Origin of the sequence: Pantoea vagans (assembly GCF_001506165.1) — a bacterium.
GTDB lineage: Bacteria > Pseudomonadota > Gammaproteobacteria > Enterobacterales > Enterobacteriaceae > Pantoea > Pantoea vagans_C.
In genome coordinates, this window is sequence record NZ_CP011427.1 from 1,473,110 (window position 1) to 1,494,362 (window position 21,253).

At 52.6% G+C, this 21,253-nt stretch carries 22 protein-coding genes and 1 tRNA gene; 14 read left to right on the forward strand and 9 right to left on the reverse strand.

All coding sequences use genetic code 11. The features are described 5' to 3' along the window. The first annotated feature begins 9 nt into the window (after nucleotides 1-9). The 4 genes from LK04_RS06790 to ybiX all read left to right on the forward strand — a co-directional run bounded on the left by LK04_RS06790 (nucleotide 10) and on the right by ybiX (nucleotide 5,063). Nucleotides 10-1,422, forward strand: coding sequence for an EmmdR/YeeO family multidrug/toxin efflux MATE transporter (locus tag LK04_RS06790; protein ID WP_039336847.1), 1,413 nt, complete (start codon nucleotides 10-12; stop codon nucleotides 1,420-1,422). Nucleotides 1,423-1,556: 134 nt separating this feature from the next. Continuing rightward, a complete protein-coding gene (locus LK04_RS20735) occupies nucleotides 1,557-1,724 on the forward strand; it encodes a hypothetical protein (RefSeq protein WP_197063380.1) in 168 nt (55 codons plus the stop codon). Nucleotides 1,725-2,056: 332 nt separating this feature from the next. Then, nucleotides 2,057-4,336, forward strand: a complete 2,280-nt coding sequence (locus LK04_RS06795) for a catecholate siderophore receptor Fiu (RefSeq protein ID WP_039336845.1) — start codon at nucleotides 2,057-2,059, stop codon at nucleotides 4,334-4,336. 49 nt (nucleotides 4,337-4,385) lie between these two features. Continuing rightward, nucleotides 4,386-5,063 carry a PKHD-type hydroxylase YbiX gene (gene ybiX / locus LK04_RS06800; protein WP_039336843.1) on the forward strand — a complete coding sequence of 226 codons (678 nt, stop codon included), beginning with the start codon at nucleotides 4,386-4,388 and terminating at the stop codon, nucleotides 5,061-5,063. A gap of 82 nt (nucleotides 5,064-5,145) precedes the next feature. Here ybiX and LK04_RS06805 read toward each other — a convergent pair. The 3 genes from LK04_RS06805 to LK04_RS06815 form a co-directional block, all read right to left on the reverse strand. Next, a tRNA-Asn gene (locus LK04_RS06805) sits at nucleotides 5,146-5,221 on the reverse strand. A 103-nt stretch (nucleotides 5,222-5,324) separates the two neighbouring features. Continuing rightward, entirely contained in the window at nucleotides 5,325-6,092 is a 768-nt protein-coding gene (mtfA, locus tag LK04_RS06810) for a DgsA anti-repressor MtfA (RefSeq protein ID WP_039336841.1), read from the reverse strand. A 272-nt stretch (nucleotides 6,093-6,364) separates the two neighbouring features. Further along, a complete protein-coding gene (locus LK04_RS06815; RefSeq protein WP_039336839.1) occupies nucleotides 6,365-7,042 on the reverse strand; it encodes a hypothetical protein in 678 nt (225 codons plus the stop codon). A 591-nt stretch (nucleotides 7,043-7,633) separates the two neighbouring features. On the opposite strand from LK04_RS06815, the gene LK04_RS06820 reads away from it, so the two are divergent. Both LK04_RS06820 and LK04_RS06825 read left to right on the forward strand, forming a co-directional pair. Continuing rightward, nucleotides 7,634-8,332, forward strand: a complete 699-nt coding sequence (locus LK04_RS06820) for a phosphohydrolase (RefSeq protein ID WP_039336837.1) — start codon at nucleotides 7,634-7,636, stop codon at nucleotides 8,330-8,332. A gap of 76 nt (nucleotides 8,333-8,408) precedes the next feature. Beyond that, on the forward strand, nucleotides 8,409-8,657 hold the full coding sequence (locus tag LK04_RS06825; RefSeq protein WP_039336835.1) for a hypothetical protein: 249 nt from the start codon (nucleotides 8,409-8,411) through the stop codon (nucleotides 8,655-8,657). A 42-nt stretch (nucleotides 8,658-8,699) separates the two neighbouring features. Here the strand turns inward: LK04_RS06825 and LK04_RS06830 are convergent, their stop codons facing one another. Together LK04_RS06830 and dcm are read right to left on the reverse strand one after the other, a co-directional pair. After that, the gene (locus tag LK04_RS06830; RefSeq protein ID WP_039336834.1) at nucleotides 8,700-10,301 is read right to left on the reverse strand and encodes a methyl-accepting chemotaxis protein; all 1,602 of its coding nucleotides are present in this window, start codon (nucleotides 10,299-10,301) and stop codon (nucleotides 8,700-8,702) included. A 162-nt stretch (nucleotides 10,302-10,463) separates the two neighbouring features. Then, nucleotides 10,464-11,867: a DNA (cytosine-5-)-methyltransferase gene (gene dcm, locus LK04_RS06835; RefSeq protein ID WP_059109782.1), complete on the reverse strand. Its 1,404-nt coding sequence runs from the start codon at nucleotides 11,865-11,867 to the stop codon at nucleotides 10,464-10,466. Nucleotides 11,868-11,993: 126 nt separating this feature from the next. Here dcm and LK04_RS06840 point away from each other — a divergent pair, with 126 nt between their 5' ends. The 6 genes from LK04_RS06840 to dgcQ all read left to right on the forward strand — a co-directional run bounded on the left by LK04_RS06840 (nucleotide 11,994) and on the right by dgcQ (nucleotide 16,056). Continuing rightward, nucleotides 11,994-12,470, forward strand: coding sequence for a very short patch repair endonuclease (locus LK04_RS06840; RefSeq protein ID WP_039327778.1), 477 nt, complete (start codon nucleotides 11,994-11,996; stop codon nucleotides 12,468-12,470). Nucleotides 12,471-12,540: 70 nt separating this feature from the next. Further along, nucleotides 12,541-12,816 carry a hypothetical protein gene (locus LK04_RS06845; RefSeq protein ID WP_039327775.1) on the forward strand — a complete coding sequence of 92 codons (276 nt, stop codon included), beginning with the start codon at nucleotides 12,541-12,543 and terminating at the stop codon, nucleotides 12,814-12,816. An 11-nt stretch (nucleotides 12,817-12,827) separates the two neighbouring features. Then, complete coding sequence (locus LK04_RS06850; protein ID WP_039327773.1) at nucleotides 12,828-13,739, forward strand: DUF808 domain-containing protein; 912 nt, start codon at nucleotides 12,828-12,830, stop codon at nucleotides 13,737-13,739. 36 nt (nucleotides 13,740-13,775) lie between these two features. After that, entirely contained in the window at nucleotides 13,776-13,910 is a 135-nt protein-coding gene (locus tag LK04_RS20910) for a hypothetical protein (RefSeq protein WP_255253243.1), read from the forward strand. A gap of 181 nt (nucleotides 13,911-14,091) precedes the next feature. Beyond that, nucleotides 14,092-14,271 (forward strand): YodC family protein, encoded by a 180-nt coding sequence (locus tag LK04_RS06855; RefSeq protein ID WP_039327770.1) that lies wholly within the window; start codon nucleotides 14,092-14,094, stop codon nucleotides 14,269-14,271. Between the two features lie 132 nt (nucleotides 14,272-14,403). Next, on the forward strand, nucleotides 14,404-16,056 hold the full coding sequence (dgcQ, locus tag LK04_RS06860; protein ID WP_039327768.1) for a cellulose biosynthesis regulator diguanylate cyclase DgcQ: 1,653 nt from the start codon (nucleotides 14,404-14,406) through the stop codon (nucleotides 16,054-16,056). On the opposite strand, the gene LK04_RS06865 is transcribed toward dgcQ, so the two are convergent. From LK04_RS06865 to yodD, 3 genes are all read right to left on the reverse strand, one after another. Continuing rightward, the gene (locus LK04_RS06865; protein ID WP_039327766.1) at nucleotides 16,053-17,273 is read right to left on the reverse strand and encodes a glycosyl transferase; all 1,221 of its coding nucleotides are present in this window, start codon (nucleotides 17,271-17,273) and stop codon (nucleotides 16,053-16,055) included. The genes dgcQ and LK04_RS06865 overlap by 4 nt on opposite strands. A gap of 23 nt (nucleotides 17,274-17,296) precedes the next feature. Continuing rightward, nucleotides 17,297-18,094: a mannosyl-3-phosphoglycerate phosphatase-related protein gene (locus tag LK04_RS06870; RefSeq protein WP_039327764.1), complete on the reverse strand. Its 798-nt coding sequence runs from the start codon at nucleotides 18,092-18,094 to the stop codon at nucleotides 17,297-17,299. 350 nt (nucleotides 18,095-18,444) lie between these two features. Then, entirely contained in the window at nucleotides 18,445-18,678 is a 234-nt protein-coding gene (gene yodD, locus LK04_RS06875; protein ID WP_039327762.1) for a YodD family peroxide/acid resistance protein, read from the reverse strand. A 318-nt stretch (nucleotides 18,679-18,996) separates the two neighbouring features. On the opposite strand from yodD, the gene LK04_RS20030 reads away from it, so the two are divergent. Together LK04_RS20030 and dsrB are read left to right on the forward strand one after the other, a co-directional pair. After that, nucleotides 18,997-19,155 (forward strand): YqaE/Pmp3 family membrane protein, encoded by a 159-nt coding sequence (locus LK04_RS20030; protein ID WP_034824466.1) that lies wholly within the window; start codon nucleotides 18,997-18,999, stop codon nucleotides 19,153-19,155. 67 nt (nucleotides 19,156-19,222) lie between these two features. Beyond that, nucleotides 19,223-19,417 carry a protein DsrB gene (gene dsrB / locus LK04_RS06880; RefSeq protein ID WP_039327758.1) on the forward strand — a complete coding sequence of 65 codons (195 nt, stop codon included), beginning with the start codon at nucleotides 19,223-19,225 and terminating at the stop codon, nucleotides 19,415-19,417. A gap of 46 nt (nucleotides 19,418-19,463) precedes the next feature. On the opposite strand, the gene LK04_RS06885 is transcribed toward dsrB, so the two are convergent. Next, entirely contained in the window at nucleotides 19,464-21,170 is a 1,707-nt protein-coding gene (locus tag LK04_RS06885; protein WP_039327756.1) for a methyl-accepting chemotaxis protein, read from the reverse strand. Between the last annotated feature and the right edge of the window lie 83 nt (nucleotides 21,171-21,253).

Genomic DNA, 21,253 nt, shown 5'->3' on the forward strand with positions numbered 1-21,253 from the left:
GTAGCAGTGATGCGTGCGGTCAGAAATACGGCGTGGTATCCCAAACGTCGCTCTTATCGCACGCTGTTGTGGCGTGAAATCACCCCATTGGCCGTGCCCATCTTTATTGAAAACCTGTGCGTGATGCTGATGGGCGTCCTGAGTACTTTCCTGGTGAGTTGGCTGGGCAAGGAAGCGATGGCGGGCGTTGGCCTGGCTGACAGCTTCAATATGGTGATTATCTCTTTCTTTGCGGCGATTGATCTGGGTACCACGGTGGTGGTGGCCTTCAGCCTTGCCAAACGCAACGGCAAACGCGCCCGTGCGGCGACGCGCCAGTCGCTGGGATTAATGACGGTGCTGGCCTTTGTGCTGGTGATCGTGATTGAGTTCTGGGGGCATTTAATCATTGATGGCATAGCCGGCAGCGCTGAACCCAAGGTGAAAGAGCTTGCGCTTAGCTATCTGCAAACCTCGGCGTGGAGCTATCCCGCAGCAGCGATTGCGTTGATTGGCAGTGGCTCATTGCGCGGTGCAGGAAACACCAAAATTCCAATGCTTATCAATGGCGGCATGAATATCCTTAACATCGTGATCAGTAGTGTGCTGATTTACGGTGCCATGGGGTGGGAAGGCATGGGGTTTGTCGGGGCCGGGCTTGGGCTGACTATCTCCCGCTATATCGGTGCGGCTGCGGCCATTTATGTGCTGTATCGCGGTATCACGCCTGCGCTCAGAATCAGCATCGCCAGCTATTTTCGTCGCTGGGATCGTAACATCCTGATGGAAGTGTTGGGGATCGGTGTACCCGCCAGTATTGAGTCTGTGCTGTTTAACGGCGGTAAATTGCTGACGCAGATTTTTGTTGCGGGTATGGGCACCAACGAAATTGCCGGTAACTTTATTGCCTTCTCCATCGCCACGTTAATCAATTTGCCCGGGAATGCCCTCGGTTCGGCATCCACCATTATTACCGGCAAGCGCCTGGGCAAAAACCAGGTGATGCAGGCAGAAAGACAAATCAAACACGTGTTCTGGCTGGCAATGATTGGCTTGTGCACGCTGGCCTTAATCACGGTGCCTTTGGCGGGCACGCTGGCGAAGTTCTATACGCGCGATCCTGAAGTGATCGAGGTAACGAAACACCTCATCTGGCTGAACGCCGCCTTTATGCCTATCTGGACTGCCTCGTGGGTGTTGCCTGCTGGGCTGAAAGGCGCACGCGATGCGCGTTATACCATGTATGTGTCGATGTTTAGCATGTGGGGCGCACGTGTGGTTGCGGGGTATGTGCTGGGTATCATGTTTGGCATGGGTGTGGTGGGCGTATGGCTCGGTATGTTCCTCGACTGGACTGTACGTGGCGTGTTCTTCTGGCTGCGCTTGACCAGCGGAAAATGGCTCAATAACTATCATCGAATGCTGGCAAAGAGCAGGGGATAGGCGTGTGATGGCCGCTGCAGAGTGCGGCCATCACAATATGCATTAACTGGGATTCCATCGCATATCTAATCGTTTTGGTTATCACGCGCTCTGCGCTTTACTGTCAGCGTCAACCATTACTGGAGAGCCTGACGATGAAAACCATCCTGTCGCAGTGGTTCAACCGCTTAATTAACGCTGATGTTCAGCCGCACGAAGAACGCGAGTTCGACCTCAGCAATCATATTGATTTGCTGATCCCAGTCAGCCAATTGTATGGCATTGAATTCCATCCGTCGGTGTATCGCTACTATGAAAGATGAACGCTTCCTTCAGGTGATGCGCTACAGCTACTGGAATGAACTCTGCACTGCCCAATAAAAAACCCGCTGCCATGTCCAGCGGGTTTTTTCTGTCCGCATTTTCCCTCTTGTTGAAAAAATTTCGTCTCACCCCGCCGTCTCATTCAACTGTATTGATTCTGTAATCTTAATGTAAAGAAATGTATTCCAAATCCTCACATTGCGTGTAAAGATAGAAACCTAAATGATAACCATTGGCGTTATCATTTAGGTGTTGCATGCCAAAACGGCCTTTTAGCCTTGATGGGATGTGATAAGCGCGTCAATAACGATAAGAAATCTTCCCTTTTAAAATGGATAAAAATCGCACTCTGCCGTTTGGCAGTTTCAATTCGCTGACCTTGTTCACGGGTCTCTGTATTGGTATTTCTCCTGCTGCCAGCCTGGCTGCTGACACCTCAACTAAAAAAACTGACGATACGTTAGTGGTGAACGCGCAGACTCCGTCGCTGTATGCGCCGAACGCCTCTGCTGACCCTAAATTTAGCCGCCCGCTGGTAGACACCACCCGTACCATGACGGTGATCAGCGATCAGGTGATTAAAGATCAAGGCGTGAATAATCTGACCGATGCGCTAAAAAACGTGCCAGGCGTGGGGGCGTTTTATGCCGGTGAAAACGGCAGCTCATCAACGGGGGATGCCGTCTATATGCGCGGTATGGATACCTCGAACAGCATCTATGTTGACGGTATCCGTGATATTGGCAGCGTGACGCGTGACACCTTTAACACGCAGCAGGTTGAAGTGATCAAAGGACCATCCGGCACCGATTACGGTCGCAGTGCGCCATCCGGCTCGATCAACATGATCAGCAAACAGCCGCGTCTGGATACCGGCTTGGATGCCTCTGTCAGTGTCGGCAGCGCGTGGATGCGTCGTGGCACGCTTGATTACAATCAGGCAATTAACGATAACAGCGCTTTCCGTCTTAATTTGATGGGAGAGAAAACCCACGATGCGGCACGCGATAACGTGGAAAACGAGCGTTATGGCGTAGCGCCTTCACTGGCATTCGGTCTGGATACGTCAACGCGTCTGTATCTGAACTACCTGCATGTGCATCAAAACAATACGCCAGATGGCGGCATCCCGACGATTGGTTTGCCGGGTTACTCTTCGCCAACGGCAGCCACGGCGGCACTGAACAACTCTGGCAAAGTAGCGACCAGCAACTACTACGGGACCGATTCGGATTTCGACAAGTCGACGACCGATACGGGCACCATCCGCTTTGAACATGACCTCAACGACAGCACCACCATTCGCAACACGACGCGCTGGTCGCGTGTTAAGCAGGAGTATCTGCTGACTGCGGTGATGGGCAGCACCATTACCACGCCAAACCCTAACGATGTCAGCACCTGGACCTGGACGCGTAACGCGAACCTGAAAGATGTCAGTAACCGCATTCTCACCAACCAGACCAATATCACCTCGAAGTTCTATACCGGCTCGGTGGGGCACGATATCAGCGCAGGCGTCGAGTTCACGCGTGAAAATCAAACCAACTACGGCGTGAATGCGATCACTGCGCCTGCGGTGAATATCTATCACCCTATCAGCAGTATTTCGGTGGGTGGACTGGATCGTAACGGTGCAAATGCCAACGGCCAGACGGACACCACCGGCATTTATGCCTTCGATACCTTAGCCATTACCAAAAGCTTTGAGTTGAACGGCGGCATCCGCCTCGACAGTTATCACACCGAGTATGACAGTGCGACGGCTTGCGGTGGTACGGGACGCGGTGCGTTGGCTTGCCCAGCGGGTACAGCACCGGGTACACCTTTGACCACGGTGGACACCGCGAAGTCTGGCAATCTGGTGAACTGGAAAGCCGGTGCACTCTATCGCCTGACAGAGCAGGGCAATGTGTATGTTAACTATGCCATCTCGCAACAGCCTCCAGGCGGCAGCAGTTTTGCGTTGGCGGCTGGTGGCACGGGTAACAGTGCTAACCGCACCGACTTCAAACCACAGAAAGCCAAGTCAAGTGAAGTGGGCACCAAATGGCAGGTGCTGGATAAACGCCTGCTGCTGAATGCAGCGTTGTTCCGCACCGATATTGAAAACGAAGTGGATGCTAACGATGATGGCACCTACTCACAGACCGGCAAAAAGCGTGTCGAGGGCTATGAGTTATCAGCCACGGGTAACATCACGCCTGACTGGGAAGTGATTGCCGGTTACACCATGCAGCACGCCTCCGTGAAGGAGGGTGCAGCAGTGGCGCAAGACGGTTCGTCTTCGATTGCCTACACGCCTAAGCATGCGTTCACCTTGTGGACACAGTATCAAGCCACTGACGCGATTTCAGTTGGTGGAGGTGCACGTTATGTTGGCAGCTTGCGTCGTGGCAGTGATGGCGCAGTTGGCACGCCTGATCATACCGAAGGCTACTGGGTAGCAGATGCCAAGCTGGGATATAAGGTGAATAACAACCTCGATCTGCAGTTCAACGTGTACAACATTTTCGATACCAACTACGTTGCTTCGATCAACAAGAGTGGCTACCGCTATCATCCGGGTGAACCACGTACATTCCTGTTGACGGCAAACGTCCACTTCTGAGTGTTAACGAGGGGCGTGCGCGCCCCATTTTATTTGAGAGAACAACGCGATGATGTATCACATTCCCGCCGTACTGGCACCGGAAGAGGTGGCGAAATTCAGTGAGCTGTTACAGCAGGCTGAGTGGATTGACGGACGTGCAACGGTCGGTAGTCAGGGTGCGACGGTCAAAAATAACCAGCAGATTGACACACGCACACCGCTTTACGATCAACTGCAAGCGGCGGTGATGCAGGCGCTGAACACCAACCCGCTGTTCTTTTCTGCCGCGTTACCGCGATCGATTTCGACACCCTTGTTTAACCGTTACGAGCAGGGGGAAACCTACGGTTTTCACGTTGATGGTGCGGTACGTCATAACGGCGCGGCGGGCTGGATGCGTACCGATCTTTCCGCCACGCTGTTTCTCAGCGAACCGGACAGCTATGACGGCGGCGAGTTGGTGATTGAAGATACCTACGGCCAACACAAAGTGAAGCTGCCCGCCGGCCATCTGGTGCTCTATCCCTCCAGCAGCCTGCATTGTGTCACGCCTGTCACTCGCGGTGCTCGTGTGGCGTCATTTTTGTGGATTCAGTCGATGGTGCGTGATGATAAACAGCGCGCAATGCTGTTTGAGCTGGATCGTAATATCCAGAGCCTGAAAGTACGCCACGGTGATAGCGAAGAGTTGCTGTCGCTGCTGAATATGTATCACAACCTGCTGCGTGGCTGGACGGAAGTGTAATAGGGGGGAGAGGTGCTGGTGAGCGCCTTTCAAGGAAAGCAAAAAGCCCGCTCAGGTTTCCCTGAGCGGGCTTCTCTAAATATGGCTCCTCTGACTGGACTCGAACCAGTGACATACGGATTAACAGTCCGCCGTTCTACCGACTGAACTACAGAGGAATCGTGTGAACGAGGCGCATATTAATGGCCCCCCCTTTATGTGTCAACAGCTAAAAACACATTTGTATTCAACTGGCTAGCAAAAGTACAAAGCGATCGCGATTTAAGCAGATTCCACGGATAAACGGGCTATCGGGTCCTGACGATAAAATTGCTGTAAGTGCTGATACATGGCAGGGAATCGTTGTGCCAATAGATCGGGTGCACTAAAGAAGTACTCTGACAGCACGGCAAAGCATTCGGCAGCATCACTGGCGGCGTAGGGATCGATAGTCGCCGCTTGCTCGCCTACCAGTTCCACCTCCGCTTCAATCTCTTCCATTGCTGCGAGCAAATCCTTTTCCCATTGCGCGACGTCTCGCAACGCAATGGCCGGGATACCGCTGGTGTAGCCGCTACCGCGCGCATCTAACTTATGTGCCACTTCGTGGATCACCAGGTTGTAGCCTGACAGGTCGAAAGAGTCTTGAATATCCAACGCATTCAACACCACAGGGCCTTGTGTCCAGCTCTGACCGGCATGTACAGCAGCAGCATGGTGCACCAGTCCACTGTCATCTTCCCAGTGATCGTTGACGTTGAAAGGCTCGGGATAGATGAGGATTTCGTGAAAGCCATCGAGCCATTCAAGCCCGAGCTTCAACACTGGCAAGCAAAACAGCAACGCCAGGCGTGCCAGTTGCAGTTCATTGAGTTGTAGACCCTGCAGCAGGGAGATTTTCTTCTGTTGCAGGAAGCGCTGCGCCAGCGCAGTGAGAGTGGATTGTTCTGCTGCGGTCAGCAAAGAGAAAATAGGCTGCGCCAGCGCCTGCTGCCAAGGTAGCGCCGTCACTGTTGCATCAACCTGCGCATTCCATGGCCATTTAAACATCGCGCGACTCACTCTGCAGGGCGGAAAGGTTTATCCTGGCGCGGCAAGACAAAAATTACCAGCGCGGAATCAAAGCCGGATATTCAATCAGTTGCTACAGAAATTGTCTGTGATTGGCGTGGCAAAGCCGGGAGAAAATAAAAAGGTGCGCACCATTGCGCACCTTACAAAAAACCGCATTCATTCTTGTAGGATCACCCTTCATGGCGACCGTCAGGCGCTCAACTGACAAGCATTACGCTCTATGCAGCGACCTTGTCATGATGAAGTGATTAGTCTTTCTCCAGACGCTGGAATTCGATTACCCACACCCAAGGGTTCACTTCCCAACTGGTGGCACCGTACTGCTTTTGCCACGCTTTGCGGTAGGCCTCTTTGGGGGATTCCGCATTCATATTCATAGTGAAGAAGTTATTCAGGAAGTGCGTATCGGTCTGCACGCCCTCGGCCATGATGTCATCTTCACTGATGTCCTGAATTTTCTCGGCACGCACAGACGTGATCGCCAGGCTAATTCGACTGGCCCAGCGTGGCATATGGATCGCGGTCTGCCAACCAAACTGTTCAGCGTCCTGAAGATCTTCATCCAACTGACCGAGTTCGTTGCTGTCCGCTCGATACTGGCAAAAAGCAGGTGTGCGGAAGGGCAGGGGATCGCGTTCGTATTCTGGCAGTTGCTCCTCTGGCACGATCGGGCCGCGCCACGTTTCACGCACCCACAAACGATCGCCTACCTGCCCATACGGACAGTGAGAGCTGATATCCGACATCGACATCAGCTTATAGCCGTGAAGATGGTTAGCGCTGACGTCGAATGCATGTACGCCTTCGTGATGATCCTGACCCGGGCCAAAAGCCTGAGTTTTCATGATGCGCCGGGTTTGCGTTTGCTGGCCAACAAGCAGGGCGCGGACCCGCTGTTCGGAAAAAAGAATCGGCCGTTCTTTCATTACGTACCTCATGTAGTGTCACTAACCCGGAGAACTTCGACGAAACATCCGCATCCGCAGATGTGAGAATCAGCATAATGGGTTTGAATCGATTTGCTTAATAATTTGTCGCCTTAGTATCAGGCTTTTCCTGCATATTCCGGTTTTAAAAATGGCTCATAAGCAAAATGCGTGCTAATAGCAGCACGTCAGGCCATGCTGAGCGGGAAATATCCCTTATACAGTACGTTATAACGGCCACGATGGGAATCTTTTCGGATTTAGTCGTGGGTGATTATCGCCTTTACTCAGAGTTAATCAGCACGTTTAACTGGAATATCTCAGCAATGTGAAAATTGTTGATGGTCAAAATAGATTACTCATGTTTAACAGAGTTGATTAACTAAAACGACGCTAAGGAAATGCTTAAAACGTGATCTGTGCTGGGAAACGCGCATTAACAGCGCTATAACAAGATCGGAGTCTCATTTTTTACGCTTTGCACATCCAGGAAGGATGTAAAAAAAGTGTCACGACCAGACCGCTATGATGTTACCAGGAGCAGCACCCTGATTGAGCGGTGCTTTTATAACAGCAATAAGGAGAAGCACGATGTCACTCACCCGCTGGCAACAACGCTACGAGAACTGGCTGCAGCAAAACTGGCTGCATGACGACAAAGCCCATGATATCGCGCACCTGCGTCGTGTTTGGATGAGCGCCAACCGCATCATGCAACACAGCGCAGCCGACCCCATGGTGGTGCTGACCGCCTGCTACTTCCACGATGTGGTCAACCTGCCCAAAAACCATCCCGAGCGCCATTTGGCATCGACCTATGCCGCGGAAGAGACGCGTCGCATTCTGCAGCAGGATTTCCCTGATTTCCCACAGGAACTGCACGACGGTGTTGCCCATGCGGTCCAGGCGCACAGCTTTAGTGCGCGCATCACGCCACAAACACTGGAAGCAAAGATCGTTCAGGATGCCGATCGCCTTGAGTCTTTAGGTGCTATCGGCCTTGCGCGTGTTTTCTACACGGCAGGGGCACTGGGACGACCGCTGTTTGACAGCGAAGATCCCTTAGGCAAAGAGCGTGAATTAGATGATGTAAAATGGACGCTGGACCATTTCCAGAAAAAACTTTTACGTCTGCCCGAAACCATGCAAACCGAAGCGGGGCGCCTGCTGGCGGAACATAATGCCGATTTTCTCGTGCAGTATATGGGCAAACTCTGTGCGGAATTACAGGGCAATCTGACCACCATTGATGAGTCGGTGTTAAGGGATTTCAGCCTCATACACTCTTAATATTAAATTTTTATGACAGTCTGTTAACTTTCATCTTCTTCCGCTACGTTGTTGTAAATCAAAAGGGAGTATGAAGATGACCGAGACCGTTAACTTAACCATTAAAATTGACCCGGCACTGAAAGAGCACATCAAACAGTTAGCCGCCGATAACCAAATCTCCATGAGTCAGGAGATCGTTAACCGCTTACAGGCCAGTTTACATGCTGTTGAGCAACCGGCCGTTGATAGTCTGCATACCGAAGAAGCGGTAGCTGAACAGCTTTCCGCGTCTGAACTGAAGCAGGTGCGTGCGCTGCTGAAGAAAGGCAAAAAGAAGAAATAAACGATAAAACCCGTCATTGACGGGTTTTTTTATCTCACCAGTTCACGCGGCATCAACGCGGAATTGCTGTGCGCGCTGGGCGAGGCGGTCTGAGAGTTCACGGAGTTGAGCTGCGGCCTGAACCTGATGCGCGTTCAACGCTTCGTTTTGCTGAAGCTGATTACTCATCTCCACCACTTCATGTGCAATCTTACTCACACGGTGGCTCTGTGCCGTGGTGTTTTGCTGTAGTTCATCCAGCTGTGTCACCACACCCGACACCGCAGCACTAATCTGCGCGAACAACACTTCCAGCGCTTTCACTTTGTCAAAACCATCATTTACATGCTGCTGAGTGTGCTGAATTAAACCATCAATCTGGCGCGTCGATTCGCCGCTCTGCTGTGACAACATGCCCATCTCTTTTGCGACCACCGAGAAGCTGCGACCATAAGCGCCGGCATGCGCAGATTCAATGGCGGCATTTAGCGATAACAAACGCGTCTGCATCGACAGGCTATCCAGCATGCCGACAATCCCGGCGATATTGCCCGATGCGGTCACAATTTGCTGCATCTTAAGCTCCATGTTATCGACTTCAGTGGCGCAGTTGCGCATCAACGCGTCTGCTGATTGGGCTTCCTGCGTGGCCTGTTGTGAGAACTGCGCGCCGATTTCCACCTCTTCTGATACACGGTGCAAACGCTGGGAAAGATGATGGAAACTGGCGTTTTGCGCCTGATGTTGCTGCATCACCTGTTCATTATGCTGCTGCATATCCTCAGCACCGGCGGCAACGCTGACCGCAACGGTGTTGATATCATTGACGATCTGTTGCAAACCGCTGCGCATGGATTCAATTGTCTGGAACAGCTGACGCGTCTCCAAAGACTGACGGCGCGGCGTATCATGGCCTGGCACCAAATCGCCGGTGGCGATCTGTTCCAACTGCTTATTCGCGCGTCGCAACGGTAACAGCACACCTCGCATCAACAGGCTGGAGGCCAATACTAACAGCGCCATGAGAATGGCACTGACTATCAGCGACATATTGCGGCTCTGTTTCAGCGTACTCAGCGTGTTCTGGTTAACGCTGCTCAGCTGGTGGTTGGCCTGTTCGATTTCGCTGAACCAGGCATCGTTAAACTGCTGCTGAAAGGCCTGCATCGGCACCATAAAGAAGGCGTTAATATCGTTGGCTGACAAGCCTTTTAACTGCTCCTGCAAACCTTCCGCCAGCATGGCAAAACCTTGCGCTAACGGGCTGTCAGCTTTGGCATGATAAGCAGCAAACAGTGTCTGGGCTTTTTTCAACGAGTCATCGGAAGCGGCGGCAAGACTTTTCCAACTATCAACCGAACCACTTTGCTGATCCTGCATCAGGTAGATACCTGCGCGATGGCTGTTATCACTGGCGGTCAGCAGCTCAATGCGCGCTTTATCCAGCAGGGCCAGCCTTTCCCGAAGTTGGTTAGCTTGCTGCAGCGAGGTTTGCGTCTGGTTGACGTGGTTGCTCAGCAGCAGCACACCGGCAAATTGCAGCAGACAGAACAGCACGATAAACAGCAAGAACTGGCTGCGCAAACTGGTGAGCCATAATGGCATCCGCCATGAGAATCGTGTACGTAAACGCAGCGGTAAGGAGATAACGGAAAGGAGTGACATCTAACGCCCCCAAAAATAAAAAGGAGTATTGGGAGCGGGCGTGACAGTTTGGTGACAGGGGCGGTGAATCAAAGCAAAACAGCACAAAGCCCGTCCCTAAAGGAAATTATGGACCTGATAAACTCGGTGTATGCGCGCAAGCGAATGGCCTGAAGACCATCGCTATGGCTTCTGTGTCAGAAGATGCTGCTCGATCAGCGGTGAAAGCAACTTAGCCACCGCCGCAAAAACCGGTACCACCACCGAGTTACCAAACTGTTTGTAGGCTTGAGTATCGGAGACGGGAATACGGAACGATGATTCTCCCGGCGCTTCAAAACCCATCAGTCTGGCGCATTCGCGCGGCGTCAAACGACGCGGCCGCCGTGCCATGTTACTGGCATGCTGGAAGTCTGCCTCACCCTGAGCCTGATCCCAACCGCGATCAATCAGAATCTCCGAACCATCCTTGTAATAACGCGCCGAGAGAGTGCGAACGCAAATGTCAGGGTTATGCGGGTCGTTAAGGCCAAAACCAAAACCGTTGCCTTTGGCTTTGTGCTTCTTCGCGTACTGGTACAGGTATTGCCACAACGTTGGCGACAAAATGTATTTCGCCTCTGGCGTGGGCTCCAGCAGGCTGTGTAACGACGGCACCTGTTGCGGGTAAAGTGTGGAGAGTGCGCGCAGTGAAAAGCCGTTGCTCAAACCACTGTCACGACGAATACCGACCAGCACAATACGTTCGCGATGTTGCGGTAAGAAATGGCGTGCATCCACGATCTTCGCATCGGGTGAGCCGTTATCGGCAGCATCGGCCACGTCGTATCCGAGTTCATCCAGCGTCGCCATAATGATGGCGAAGGTGCGGCCCTTATCGTGGCTCTTGAGGTTTTTCACATTCTCCAGCACGAAAAACGGCGGTTTCTTGGCCGCCAGGATGCGCGCGACATCGAAAAACAGCGTGCCCTGGGCTTCGCATTCAAAACCGTGTGCGCGACCCAGCGCATTCTTCTTACTCACACCCGCCAGTGAAAAGGGCTGGCAGGGAAAACCAGCCAACAATACCTGATGGTCGGGAATGGTTTGATCGATGTGCTGGTAAATTGCGTCTTCGTCAGAAAGTCCTGCGGGCTGTGTCACCAAACGAATATCACTGTTGAACTGATGTCGTGCCGGATCGCTATAGTGGTTGGCTTTATAGGTGCGTACCGCTTCTTTGTTCCATTCGCTGGTAAAGACGCACTGACCGCCAATCTGTTCAAAGCCACGGCGAATGCCGCCGATGCCGGCGAACAGATCGACAAACTGGAATTTAGCTGCATCGTAATGGGCGGGGCGTGATGGCAGCAGAGATCGTAAGCTTTCCACCTCATTGCTGGAGAGCGCGGGTGCGGCACTTTTTCCCTGACGAATACGATTGAGCCGCGGGATGCTCCAGTCTCGGCCGCCAGCCTCGGTTAAGGTCTGTACCAGATCGCGCGCGGCATAGATATCGAGCACCTGCATTAACAGCGATGTTGCGTCATCCGGAGCAGCAGTAAACGGGGAGGGCGAGACGGTCGCGGCGGGGTCGATAGCAAGCATGCGTTTTTCCTTAACAGTGAAGCCACTATGCTAACACTCATCGCACATTCACACACTTGTTGCGCGTGCCTTTCGCTTTTGCCTTTAACCGCTAAAGTTGAAGGAGCCCCATTAAAAGGAGACGCCATGGCAGACGTCCACCCGCAAAACATCCGCAGCAAAAATATGCGCGCCATTCGTCAACAGGATACGGCGATTGAGCAACGTATTGCGCTGATTCTAAAAGATCGCGAGTTCAGTTATCGCGTGCAGGATAAGGCGCTGCCGGGCCGCCCCGATTTTGTGCTGCCGCAGCAGAAAGCGATCATCTTTGTGCATGGTTGCTTCTGGCATCGTCACCACTGCTATCTATTTAATATGCCTGCCACGCGCACCGAGTTCTGGGCCGGAAAAATCAACAGTAACGTTGAGCGTGATCGTCGCTATATCCAGCAATTGCAGCAGAGTGGCTGGAAAGTGTTGATCGTCTGGGAGTGTGCGTTGCGCGGTAAACTGCGACTGGAAGACGTTGCACTCATTGAACGGCTGGAGGAGTGGCTGCTTGCCGCCACGCACAGCGGAGAAATTGATCATCAGGGGTTGCATCACTATCGCGAAGAGTAGCGCGTGATTGTTGCTTTTAGCCACCATAACGGTTTAGATCACCCCTTTCTCTGGGACGCGGAATAGAGCCATGAGCAGCATTAAACTGACGGTCAAACGCTTGTATCAACTCCGCGATGAGCGGATGGTGAACACCCACGCAACAGCTCGCATCTATCTGGGTGAGCAGTTGGTGGCCACTGAGGAGATCAGTGGGATGACGGAAAGTCCGGTGAGCAAGTATGTTCATGCGGGTGATGTTGCCGGGCAGGCACTTCGCGTTGAATGGGACTGTGCGGGCATCGCCGATATGACGGTCACGGCGGTTGAGCGTTGCCCCTGTTGTCAGGATCACGAACCGGAATAAGGATAACTATTTTGGCAGGAACCAGTTTATTAACGCTTCTGGATGATATTGCGACCTTGCTTGATGATATTTCAGTGATGGGCAAGGTTGCTGCAAAGAAGACTGCGGGCGTATTGGGTGATGATTTGTCACTCAATGCGCAGCAGGTCACCGGAGTTAAGGCCAACCGGGAATTGCCGGTGGTCTGGAGTGTGGCAAAAGGCTCCTTTCTAAACAAATTAATATTGGTGCCACTGGCGTTGGTGATTTCAGCGTTTGCGCCCTGGCTGATCACACCGCTGCTGATGCTGGGCGGAGCGTATCTCTGTTATGAAGGCGTGGAGAAGGTATTACATAGCCTCAATCACGATAAAGCCGAAAGCACACCAGAAGCACGTCAACAGCGCCTCGACAAGCTGGCACAGCAGGATCCTCGGCAGTTCGAGAAAGATAAGGTCAAAGGTGCGGTGCGCACTGACTTTATTTTGTCCGCAGAGATTGTGGCGATCACTCTGGGGATCGTTTCCGAAGCACCGTTGTTAAACCAAGTGCTCATTCTGGCGGGCATTGCGATTCTGGTGACCATTGGGGTGTATGGCATTGTGGCGATGATTGTCAAAATTGACGATCTCGGATACTGGCTGCGTGAAAAATCCTCCACGCTGGCTCAGGCGACCGGCGGTGCACTGCTGGCGTTAGCGCCTTGGTTAATGAAGGTGTTGTCCGTGGTCGGCACGGTCGCCATGTTCCTGGTGGGCGGCGGCATCATCGTGCATGGCATCGCGCCGCTGCATCACGCCATCACGGAATACAGCGGCGACTTTAATGGTGTGGTATCGGCGCTTCTGAGTAACGGCGCCAATCTGGTGCTCGGTTTTATCATTGGGTCGATCGTGCTGTTGGCGGTAAATCTGATTGCTAAACTGCGTGGAAAATCGGTATAAAGCGCAGGAAATTTCTAATCACGGGTCAGGAGAACGATGATGAACGACGATATGTTTGAATTTGATATCGATGCGCAGCTGGAACAGGCTGAAGCCAAAGCGGCGGAAAAAGCCAATGAAGTTCCGGCAGATATCAGCGATGAAGCTGATTGCGAAGGCTGCAAAATTTGATTTTCCCACCCGGGAAACCGCTTCAAAGCCGATAATAATTTTTATCGGCTTTTTTTATAAACAACATTTATGACTGCTTATTCCGATTTCGTCACAGTAATAGCAATATCCTATAGGCAAAAACCCTGTGCAGCTGCTATACCTAATTTCGTTCATTCAACGGAAAAAGGGAGGGCGCGGTATGACCTTTGCGATCAGTGACGAAGTTCAGCAGAAAGAGGGCGGACCCACGATGGTGGTGACCGGCTATGCCAGCGGAATGGTAGAGTGTCGTTGGTATGATGGCTACAGTGTGCGTCGTGAGGCGTTCCGCAGTGACGAACTGAGTCACCTGTCGACCGCGCAGCAGCTGGCCAGCTGAACGTATTCGGGACGGCAATCACCGTCCCGTTGCGTTTTTAGCTATTTGATTTTCCTTTGATCCCTGCCTGTACGCTTCCTCATCACCTGACTACACTTTTGGCATTCGACTTCTTTCGGAGCATGGTTGCTGATGCCAAACTCGCCCTTGTCGCCACGCGCAGGCAATCCATTTTTGCCGGTGCATCTCTGTTTTTTGGCGGTCTTTCTCTTCTCGTCTTTTCTTACCGTCCATGAAGCGCTGGAACTCAAGAACAATTATGAAGAGCGTCAGCGTGCGCAACTTTCTGATTTCCAAAAGAACCTCGACAGCCAGTTTCAGGAAAGCCTGGATGAGCTGATGTACTACCAGAAAATGCTGACCTATGCGTTAACCCATCCGTTGGACTCTGACCACGGGCGCGAAGCATCACAACGTTTTCAGCAACTGCGTCAACAGCACACCTGGCAGTTGCGGATCGCCAGCCCGCGTAGCATGCCATTGAATGGGATGAGTGACAGTTGGATAGAGCAGGACCCACTGTTACGACGCGATAGCGAGCACATTGCTCAGGAGCTCCGCGCTGCGCTGGAGTTCAGCTTTATTATGCAATTTGGCGATCCGGAACAGGAGTTCCACTCACGCTTTTGGTACACCTCGCGCGCGGGTTTCTTTATCAGTTCCCGGCCACCGCAAAGCCCGCAGGAGCTTGAAGAAACCTATGCCACGATGGTGAAACGGCCTTATTTCCGCGAGTTGGACCCGCGCAATCCGCAGCATTCACGCCTGCGCTGGACCGAAGCCTACCAAGGGCTATTCAATGAAGGACTGATGATCACGGTGAGTGCGCCTGTCGTCAGCGGAGACTATTGGTACGGCGTTCTCTCAATGGATTTCACGCAACAGCGCATTCACGCGTTATTAAACGAGGCGCGGCAAAGTTACTTACAGGGCAAGTTGCTTATCGTCGACCGCAGTATGCATGAAATCACCCGGCTTTCGGCCCTGCATGACAAGCCCTTAACGGATGAACAACAAGCACGGCTTGAACAGCAGATGCGATTGCATCCCGCGGGCATCATGCGCTTAGGGACGCAATTTACCAGCTGGAGCAAACTGACTAACGTCGACGCTTATCTGGTCAACATTCAGAGCCTGAAACAGGGCATAGCGCAGCCTCTGGGACGCGTTGCACTCTTCCTGTTTGGCACCTGGCTGTTATTTGTGGTGTTGTTGCTGGTTTCACATCAGGTCATCTTTCGTCTGGTTCGACGCATGGACGATCTCTCATCCAAACTCACCTGGCGCGCCAATTATGATGGCATGACGCGCCTGCTCAATCGCAATGCCTTCTTCGAGCAGTTTGTTGCCCTTGCGGCACACAATAAACAGCAGCAAACACCGATGGCGGTGATACAGCTGGATGTTGATCACTTCAAAAACGTCAATGATACCTGGGGTCATGCGGCAGGTGATCAGGCGCTGATTCGCGTTGCGGGCGTCATTAGCCATACGCTGCGCAAATATGACATTGCCGGGCGCATTGGCGGTGAGGAGTTCTGTATCGTGCTGCCGGAAACCACACTGGCTGATGCCAGCGCGGTGGCAGAACGCATCCGTACGCGCTTAGCCGCCAAAACGATACTGGTGAACTGTAATTCGACCTTCAGCATCACGCTGTCTGCCGGTGTGACAGGGAGTGAGGAGCAGGGCGATTATGATGCTGAGAGTTTGCAAGCGACCGCCGATCGTCGCCTGTATCAGGCAAAAACCAGCGGTCGTAATCGCGTGTGTGCGGAAGGTTAGACTTTGCCGTCGTTGTCCTCTTCCACCGCCTGATAGATACGTTGCAGGATGTCAGGAAACGCGGATTGCACCCGACTCCAGCTGGGGATAAATGGCTTCTCGTTAGGACGTTCGATAAAGGACTGTCCGGCATCAAGGATGGCCTGAGTGAACATTTCAACGGCGGCTTCTTCGATGTGTTGGTCAAACTTGAGGCCATTCATCGTCGCTTCGTGATTATAAATCTCCATCATGTCCAGCGCATTGCGGTAGTAGGTGGCTTTGAGCACGCGGAACGAGTCACTGGTCAGTGGCACGCCCATGGTCGCTAGCTTGCGCAGCAGCGATTGCACAATGTCATTGCTCATCCGTTTCAAACCGCCGGTGCCATCCTCTTCGGCCAGCGGCTGGTGCTTATGATCGTAGTTATCCGCAATCTCAACCTGACAGGTTTGACGCGTGGTGTAGTTGCGGTAGATCTCCGATAACACCCCAATCTCCAGCCCCCAGTCACCGGGTATTTTTATGCCATTCAGCACGTGAGTGCGCATAGCAAATTCGCCGGAAAGCGGATAGCGGAAGCTGGTGAGATAATCCAGATATTCGGAATGGCCATAAACCTTCTGCAGCGATCGCAACAGCGGGCCGACCAGCAGGCGGCCGACGCGGCCATTGAGTTTTCCATCTGCCACGCGCGCATAAAACCCTTTGCAAAACTCATACTGGAAAGCGGGGTTGGCAAGCGGATAGAGCAGGCGGGCGAGCATGCCGCGTTCATAAGTGACGATGTCGCAATCGTGCAGCGCCACGCACTGCGTACGATCGGAGGCCAGCGTATAACCGGTGCAGAACCACACGTTACGCCCTTTGCCCGGTTGGCTGGGAGACAACCCCTCTTTATCCAGTTCCGCGTCCAGCGCTTTGAGGCGCGGCCCATCATTCCATAAAATGCGATGCCGTTGCGGCAGCCGCGAGAAGAACTCGCGGGCAAAGAGAAACTGCTCACGATCGGCCCGATCCAAACCAATGACAATTTCATCCAGATAGGGCACTTTGGCCAGCTCGCTGACAATATTATCCAGTGCCGGGCCTTCTAACTCGGAAAACAACGAAGGTAAAATCAGCCCCATTTTGCGTTTACGGGCAAAACGCACCATCTCCTTTTCCAGCGATTCAACGCTGCGGTGGGTGAGATTATGAAAGTTAGTAATGACACCATTTTGGTAAAAATCACTCATCGTCTCATCCTTAGGTCAGGCGGTTAATCGGGTTGCGCCAGAAAGTAATCCAGCCCTTCACGCCAGCCCTGTGGGCCGACATGCGCGGTGTGATAAACGTGTTGATGATCGTCGCGCTGGAGTCTTACCGGGGTCTTGCTGAAGCCTTTAATCACCACGGCATAATCGACTTGATCCAGCATGGGTACATCGTTGGGGCCATCGCCTAATCCGATGGTGATGCGGGTGCGTGCTTCCTGTTGCGCCAGATGCTGTTGCAATTGCGTGAGTGCCACACCTTTGCCACTGCCGGCTGGCATGACATGCCAAAATCGACCTCCCTGCGTCAGTGCTAATCCGTGCTCCGCCAGTGCGGCGCGAAAGTCATCTAACTTATCGCCATCATCCCGCCACAGCACCACTTCTGAGGCATCACGCAGCCGACTCTGGCTGGCTTCGGTGAGTGTCAAACCGGTGAAACGAGCGACTTCGGCATCACTGAAATCATGAAAGCCGGTGAAGCGGAAGTCGGATTGCAGTTGACGCAGCGTCTGGCACAACTGCAGATAGGGTTCGCCCGGCTCATCCGCGAGGCGCTGTTCGCCATTGAACGCAATGCGTGCACCATTTTCGGCGATAAAAGGGGAACCGATGAGACCAAGGCGTTTCTGCAAAGGAATAATTTCAGCCGCCGTTTTACTGGAACAAATCACCACAGGGATCGCGTGTTGTTTGAGGCGGGTCAGCCACTCACTGGCGGCATCCCAGTTGTAATCATGATGGTCCAGCAGCGAGCCATCGAGGTCGGTCACTATCATTAAGGACGAATCGAGTCTGAGCATCGTTACACTCCTTACGCCAGGCGCATCCATAAAGCAGAGAGCAATCAGTATAATAGCGTAATCGGGATCACACTTTTTCGCGGGTAAGTTCCAGGATAAATCTTAAATCGTCATGCGTGCTACGCGGTGTGTGCGTGATTTGTGCACGTGAAAAACACAGTGAGCACAGAGTGTTTTCGGTAACATACGGGGAAGCTAATGCATTTTTGTTCGATTTACACGCAAAATTGGGACTTGTCTTGTGTTGACTAAAGCGTAACCTCAATCAGGTGTTAAGAATTCCCTGGTGTAACGAATTTACTGATTAACTTTACCCGGCGCCCCCGCCGGGTATTTTTTTGAAATCGATTTCAGCGATTCACTTCAGTGATGGAGAAGTCGCGGATGTCGAGTTCAAAGGCTTCTGCCAACTCGGTGTAGGAGTCGTAGGCTTCGCCATTCACTTTTACCCGATGCGCATGTTCCGCTTCCATGAACTCTTTAACCTCGCCTGAGGTTTTCTTCTGTATCGCTTCCAGCAATGCTTCTACATCGATATTCACTTCACGCTGCACGTTGTCGCTGTACTCTTTCGCGGTCGTCATAGTGGGCCTCCCAGAGGCGATGAGATTCAGGTTAAGTATAGACAACGCAGGTGCATGAGCGGGAAGGGCGGATTTCAGGCAAAAAAAAGCCCGCGCTGCGCGGGCAAAAATCCTTGTTACTTTTAGGTTGACTGCGCCTTTGGGGTTGGTGCAGTACCGAGAAGTGTACGAGCAGGCCGCGTCAGAAGTCTCTCTGCTAAACGTTAAGAAAGTGAAAAGTCAGGTTTTGACAGATCTTTACCCGAGTCAAACTCCATTTCTGTTATCAGTGTCTATGCTTAACCTTGAACGATTATTTTTCATTATCAGGGAGTTAGTATGGATTTTATTCGAATTGTGATTGCGATTTTGTTGCCACCACTGGGGGTGTTTCTGCAAGTGGGTTTCGGCGGTGCTTTCTGGCTGAATATTTTGCTGACGCTGTGCGGATATATTCCCGGCATCGTGCATGCGGTGTGGGTTATCGCACGACGCTGATCGCGATCAGGCAGCGGGCTTTTTCTTCCGTTACACTGTGTGCAGGACAATTTCAGGAGAGCAGTAAATGAAGGTCAATGACCGGGTAACAGTAAAAACCGATGGCGGCCCACGTCGTGTCGGCACAGTGTTGGCGGTGGAAGGCTTTAATGAAGGCGTGATGTATCTGGTGGCGTTAGAGGATTACCCGCTGGGGATTTGGTTCTTCAATGAGAGCGACCATGCCGAAGGCGTGTTTGTCGAGCCTTACGACGGAGCGTGAGGTCCAGCAGATTGTTAGGGGCGCCATCAATGGCGCCCCGGATCATTTAAAACGTTTCCCAGTTATCATTGCTGTTAGGTGCAGCCAGTGCCGGGCGCGGTGCCAGCGTCGGGGCTTTCAGTGCCGGTGCTGAAGGAGATACCATCCGTGACGCTGGTGCATCGTTTAAACGGAATGCGGCGACGGCCTGGGTCAGACGGCCTGCCTGATCTTCCAGCGATGCCGCCGCTGAAGAGGCTTCTTCAACCAACGAGGCGTTCTGCTGCGTCACGTTATCCATCTCGGTAACTGCCAGGCTCACCTGCTGAATACCGCGGCTCTGCTCATCGGATGCTGCAGCAATTTCCGACATAATATCGGTCACGCGACGCACCGCTTCGACAATCTCACTCATCGTTGAGCCTGCTTCACCCACTTGATGAGAACCGTTGGTAATCAGATCTACCGATTCGGCAATCAGCGATTCAATCTCTTTGGCTGCCTGCGCACTGCGCTGTGCCAGATTGCGCACTTCACTGGCCACCACGGCAAAACCACGGCCTTGTTCACCGGCACGTGCGGCTTCAACGGCGGCATTCAGCGCCAGAATATTGGTCTGGAAAGCAATGCTATTAATCACATTGGTAATTTCAGCAATCTTCTTCGAACTGCCAGAGATATTGTTCATGGTTTTCACTACACCATTCACCAACTCCCCACCGCTGCGCGCTTTCCCTGAAGCGTCCGCCGCCAGTTGACTGGCATGATGCGCATTTTCGGCGTTCTGTTTCACGGTTGCAGTGAGCTGCTCCATGCTGGCCGCCGTCTGCTCCAGCGCGGAAGCTTGCTCCTCGGTGCGTGATGACAGATCGGTGTTGCCCGCAGAGATCTCACTCGACCCCTGATAAATCGCCACGGCGCCTTCACGTACGGTTCCCACAGTGCGGACCAGCGCCGCCTGCATCAGTTGCAGATTATGCAGCAGGCTACCAATTTCACTGCGGCCATAGGGCTGCTCTGGCGCGGTTAAATCGCCTTGGGCAATACGACCAATACGTTCTACTGACTGCTTAAGCGGGTTAATCACGACACGGCGCAGGAAAACAAAGGTCAGGAGCACAAGAACCAGTGCGGCAGCAAAGGCGACGGCCATAGCAATAAAGCCAACGCGGGACTGGTGGGCTGCTTCGGCATTAATCGCTTCTGCGCGGTCAGTACGGATTTTGATGGCTTTCAGCAACACGGCGTTATAGGCATCATCCAGCTTACGGGTCACATCAGTTTCTTGCGCAACGATCCCCTCAAAGCTGCCTTGCTTAGCCGATTCAATCATCGGCTTCAGCCCCTTATCGATATAGTCGTTAAAACTGGCGGTCAGTGGTGCGTCCAGTGCCAAATCTTCTGGCGTCTTGGACTTGCGATCCATATAAGTTTTAAACCCTTCGCGCGCCTGCTTGATGCGTGTTTCTGTACGCGCCAGATCGGCACGATAACCATCCATCTCACCAATACGTGCAGCCGCACCAGATTGTAGAACATTCAAACGTGCCGTTCGCAGGTGGTTTGAGCTGTTAGAAATGCCCATCCGAATTTGAATTTCATCCGTGGCATCATTAAGCGAATTATTACTCTGAATAAGAAAGTAGCTGGCGAGGCCGATACACAGGGCGAAAAGTAGCAGAATGCCACCAAAGATCATGCTGAAAAGAGGCATCAGGCGCAGGTTCTGCCAGATGCTGAGCTTATATTGCTCATCAATCGATGCTGTTTTCATATCCTTGCTCTCATTTTGGGTAGGTGTTCTGAGAACAAGCATCGGCAATAAACGGCAAAGGCTTAGACGGGGAAATGCGATCT

Excerpts from the sequence above, each read along its gene's own strand:
- LK04_RS06795 (WP_039336845.1), top strand. The coding sequence starts at position 2,057 with ATGGATAAAAATCGCACTCTGCCGTTTGGCAGTTTCAATTCGCTGACC.
- LK04_RS06870 (WP_039327764.1), bottom strand. The coding sequence starts at position 18,094 with ATGCTCAGACTCGATTCGTCCTTAATGATAGTGACCGACCTCGATGGC.
- LK04_RS06855 (WP_039327770.1), top strand. The coding sequence starts at position 14,092 with ATGACCTTTGCGATCAGTGACGAAGTTCAGCAGAAAGAGGGCGGACCC.
- LK04_RS06885 (WP_039327756.1), bottom strand. The coding sequence starts at position 21,170 with ATGAAAACAGCATCGATTGATGAGCAATATAAGCTCAGCATCTGGCAG.
- LK04_RS06830 (WP_039336834.1), bottom strand. The coding sequence starts at position 10,301 with ATGTCACTCCTTTCCGTTATCTCCTTACCGCTGCGTTTACGTACACGA.
- LK04_RS06825 (WP_039336835.1), top strand. The coding sequence starts at position 8,409 with ATGACCGAGACCGTTAACTTAACCATTAAAATTGACCCGGCACTGAAA.
- mtfA (WP_039336841.1), bottom strand. The coding sequence starts at position 6,092 with ATGTTTAAATGGCCATGGAATGCGCAGGTTGATGCAACAGTGACGGCG.
- yodD (WP_039327762.1), bottom strand. The coding sequence starts at position 18,678 with ATGACGACCGCGAAAGAGTACAGCGACAACGTGCAGCGTGAAGTGAAT.
- ybiX (WP_039336843.1), top strand. The coding sequence starts at position 4,386 with ATGATGTATCACATTCCCGCCGTACTGGCACCGGAAGAGGTGGCGAAA.
- LK04_RS06790 (WP_039336847.1), top strand. The coding sequence starts at position 10 with ATGCGTGCGGTCAGAAATACGGCGTGGTATCCCAAACGTCGCTCTTAT.
- LK04_RS06865 (WP_039327766.1), bottom strand. The coding sequence starts at position 17,273 with ATGAGTGATTTTTACCAAAATGGTGTCATTACTAACTTTCATAATCTC.
- dsrB (WP_039327758.1), top strand. The coding sequence starts at position 19,223 with ATGAAGGTCAATGACCGGGTAACAGTAAAAACCGATGGCGGCCCACGT.
- LK04_RS20030 (WP_034824466.1), top strand. The coding sequence starts at position 18,997 with ATGGATTTTATTCGAATTGTGATTGCGATTTTGTTGCCACCACTGGGG.
- LK04_RS06820 (WP_039336837.1), top strand. The coding sequence starts at position 7,634 with ATGTCACTCACCCGCTGGCAACAACGCTACGAGAACTGGCTGCAGCAA.
- LK04_RS06840 (WP_039327778.1), top strand. The coding sequence starts at position 11,994 with ATGGCAGACGTCCACCCGCAAAACATCCGCAGCAAAAATATGCGCGCC.
- dgcQ (WP_039327768.1), top strand. The coding sequence starts at position 14,404 with ATGCCAAACTCGCCCTTGTCGCCACGCGCAGGCAATCCATTTTTGCCG.
- LK04_RS06815 (WP_039336839.1), bottom strand. The coding sequence starts at position 7,042 with ATGAAAGAACGGCCGATTCTTTTTTCCGAACAGCGGGTCCGCGCCCTG.
- LK04_RS06845 (WP_039327775.1), top strand. The coding sequence starts at position 12,541 with ATGAGCAGCATTAAACTGACGGTCAAACGCTTGTATCAACTCCGCGAT.
- LK04_RS20735 (WP_197063380.1), top strand. The coding sequence starts at position 1,557 with ATGAAAACCATCCTGTCGCAGTGGTTCAACCGCTTAATTAACGCTGAT.
- LK04_RS20910 (WP_255253243.1), top strand. The coding sequence starts at position 13,776 with ATGATGAACGACGATATGTTTGAATTTGATATCGATGCGCAGCTGGAA.
- dcm (WP_059109782.1), bottom strand. The coding sequence starts at position 11,867 with ATGCTTGCTATCGACCCCGCCGCGACCGTCTCGCCCTCCCCGTTTACT.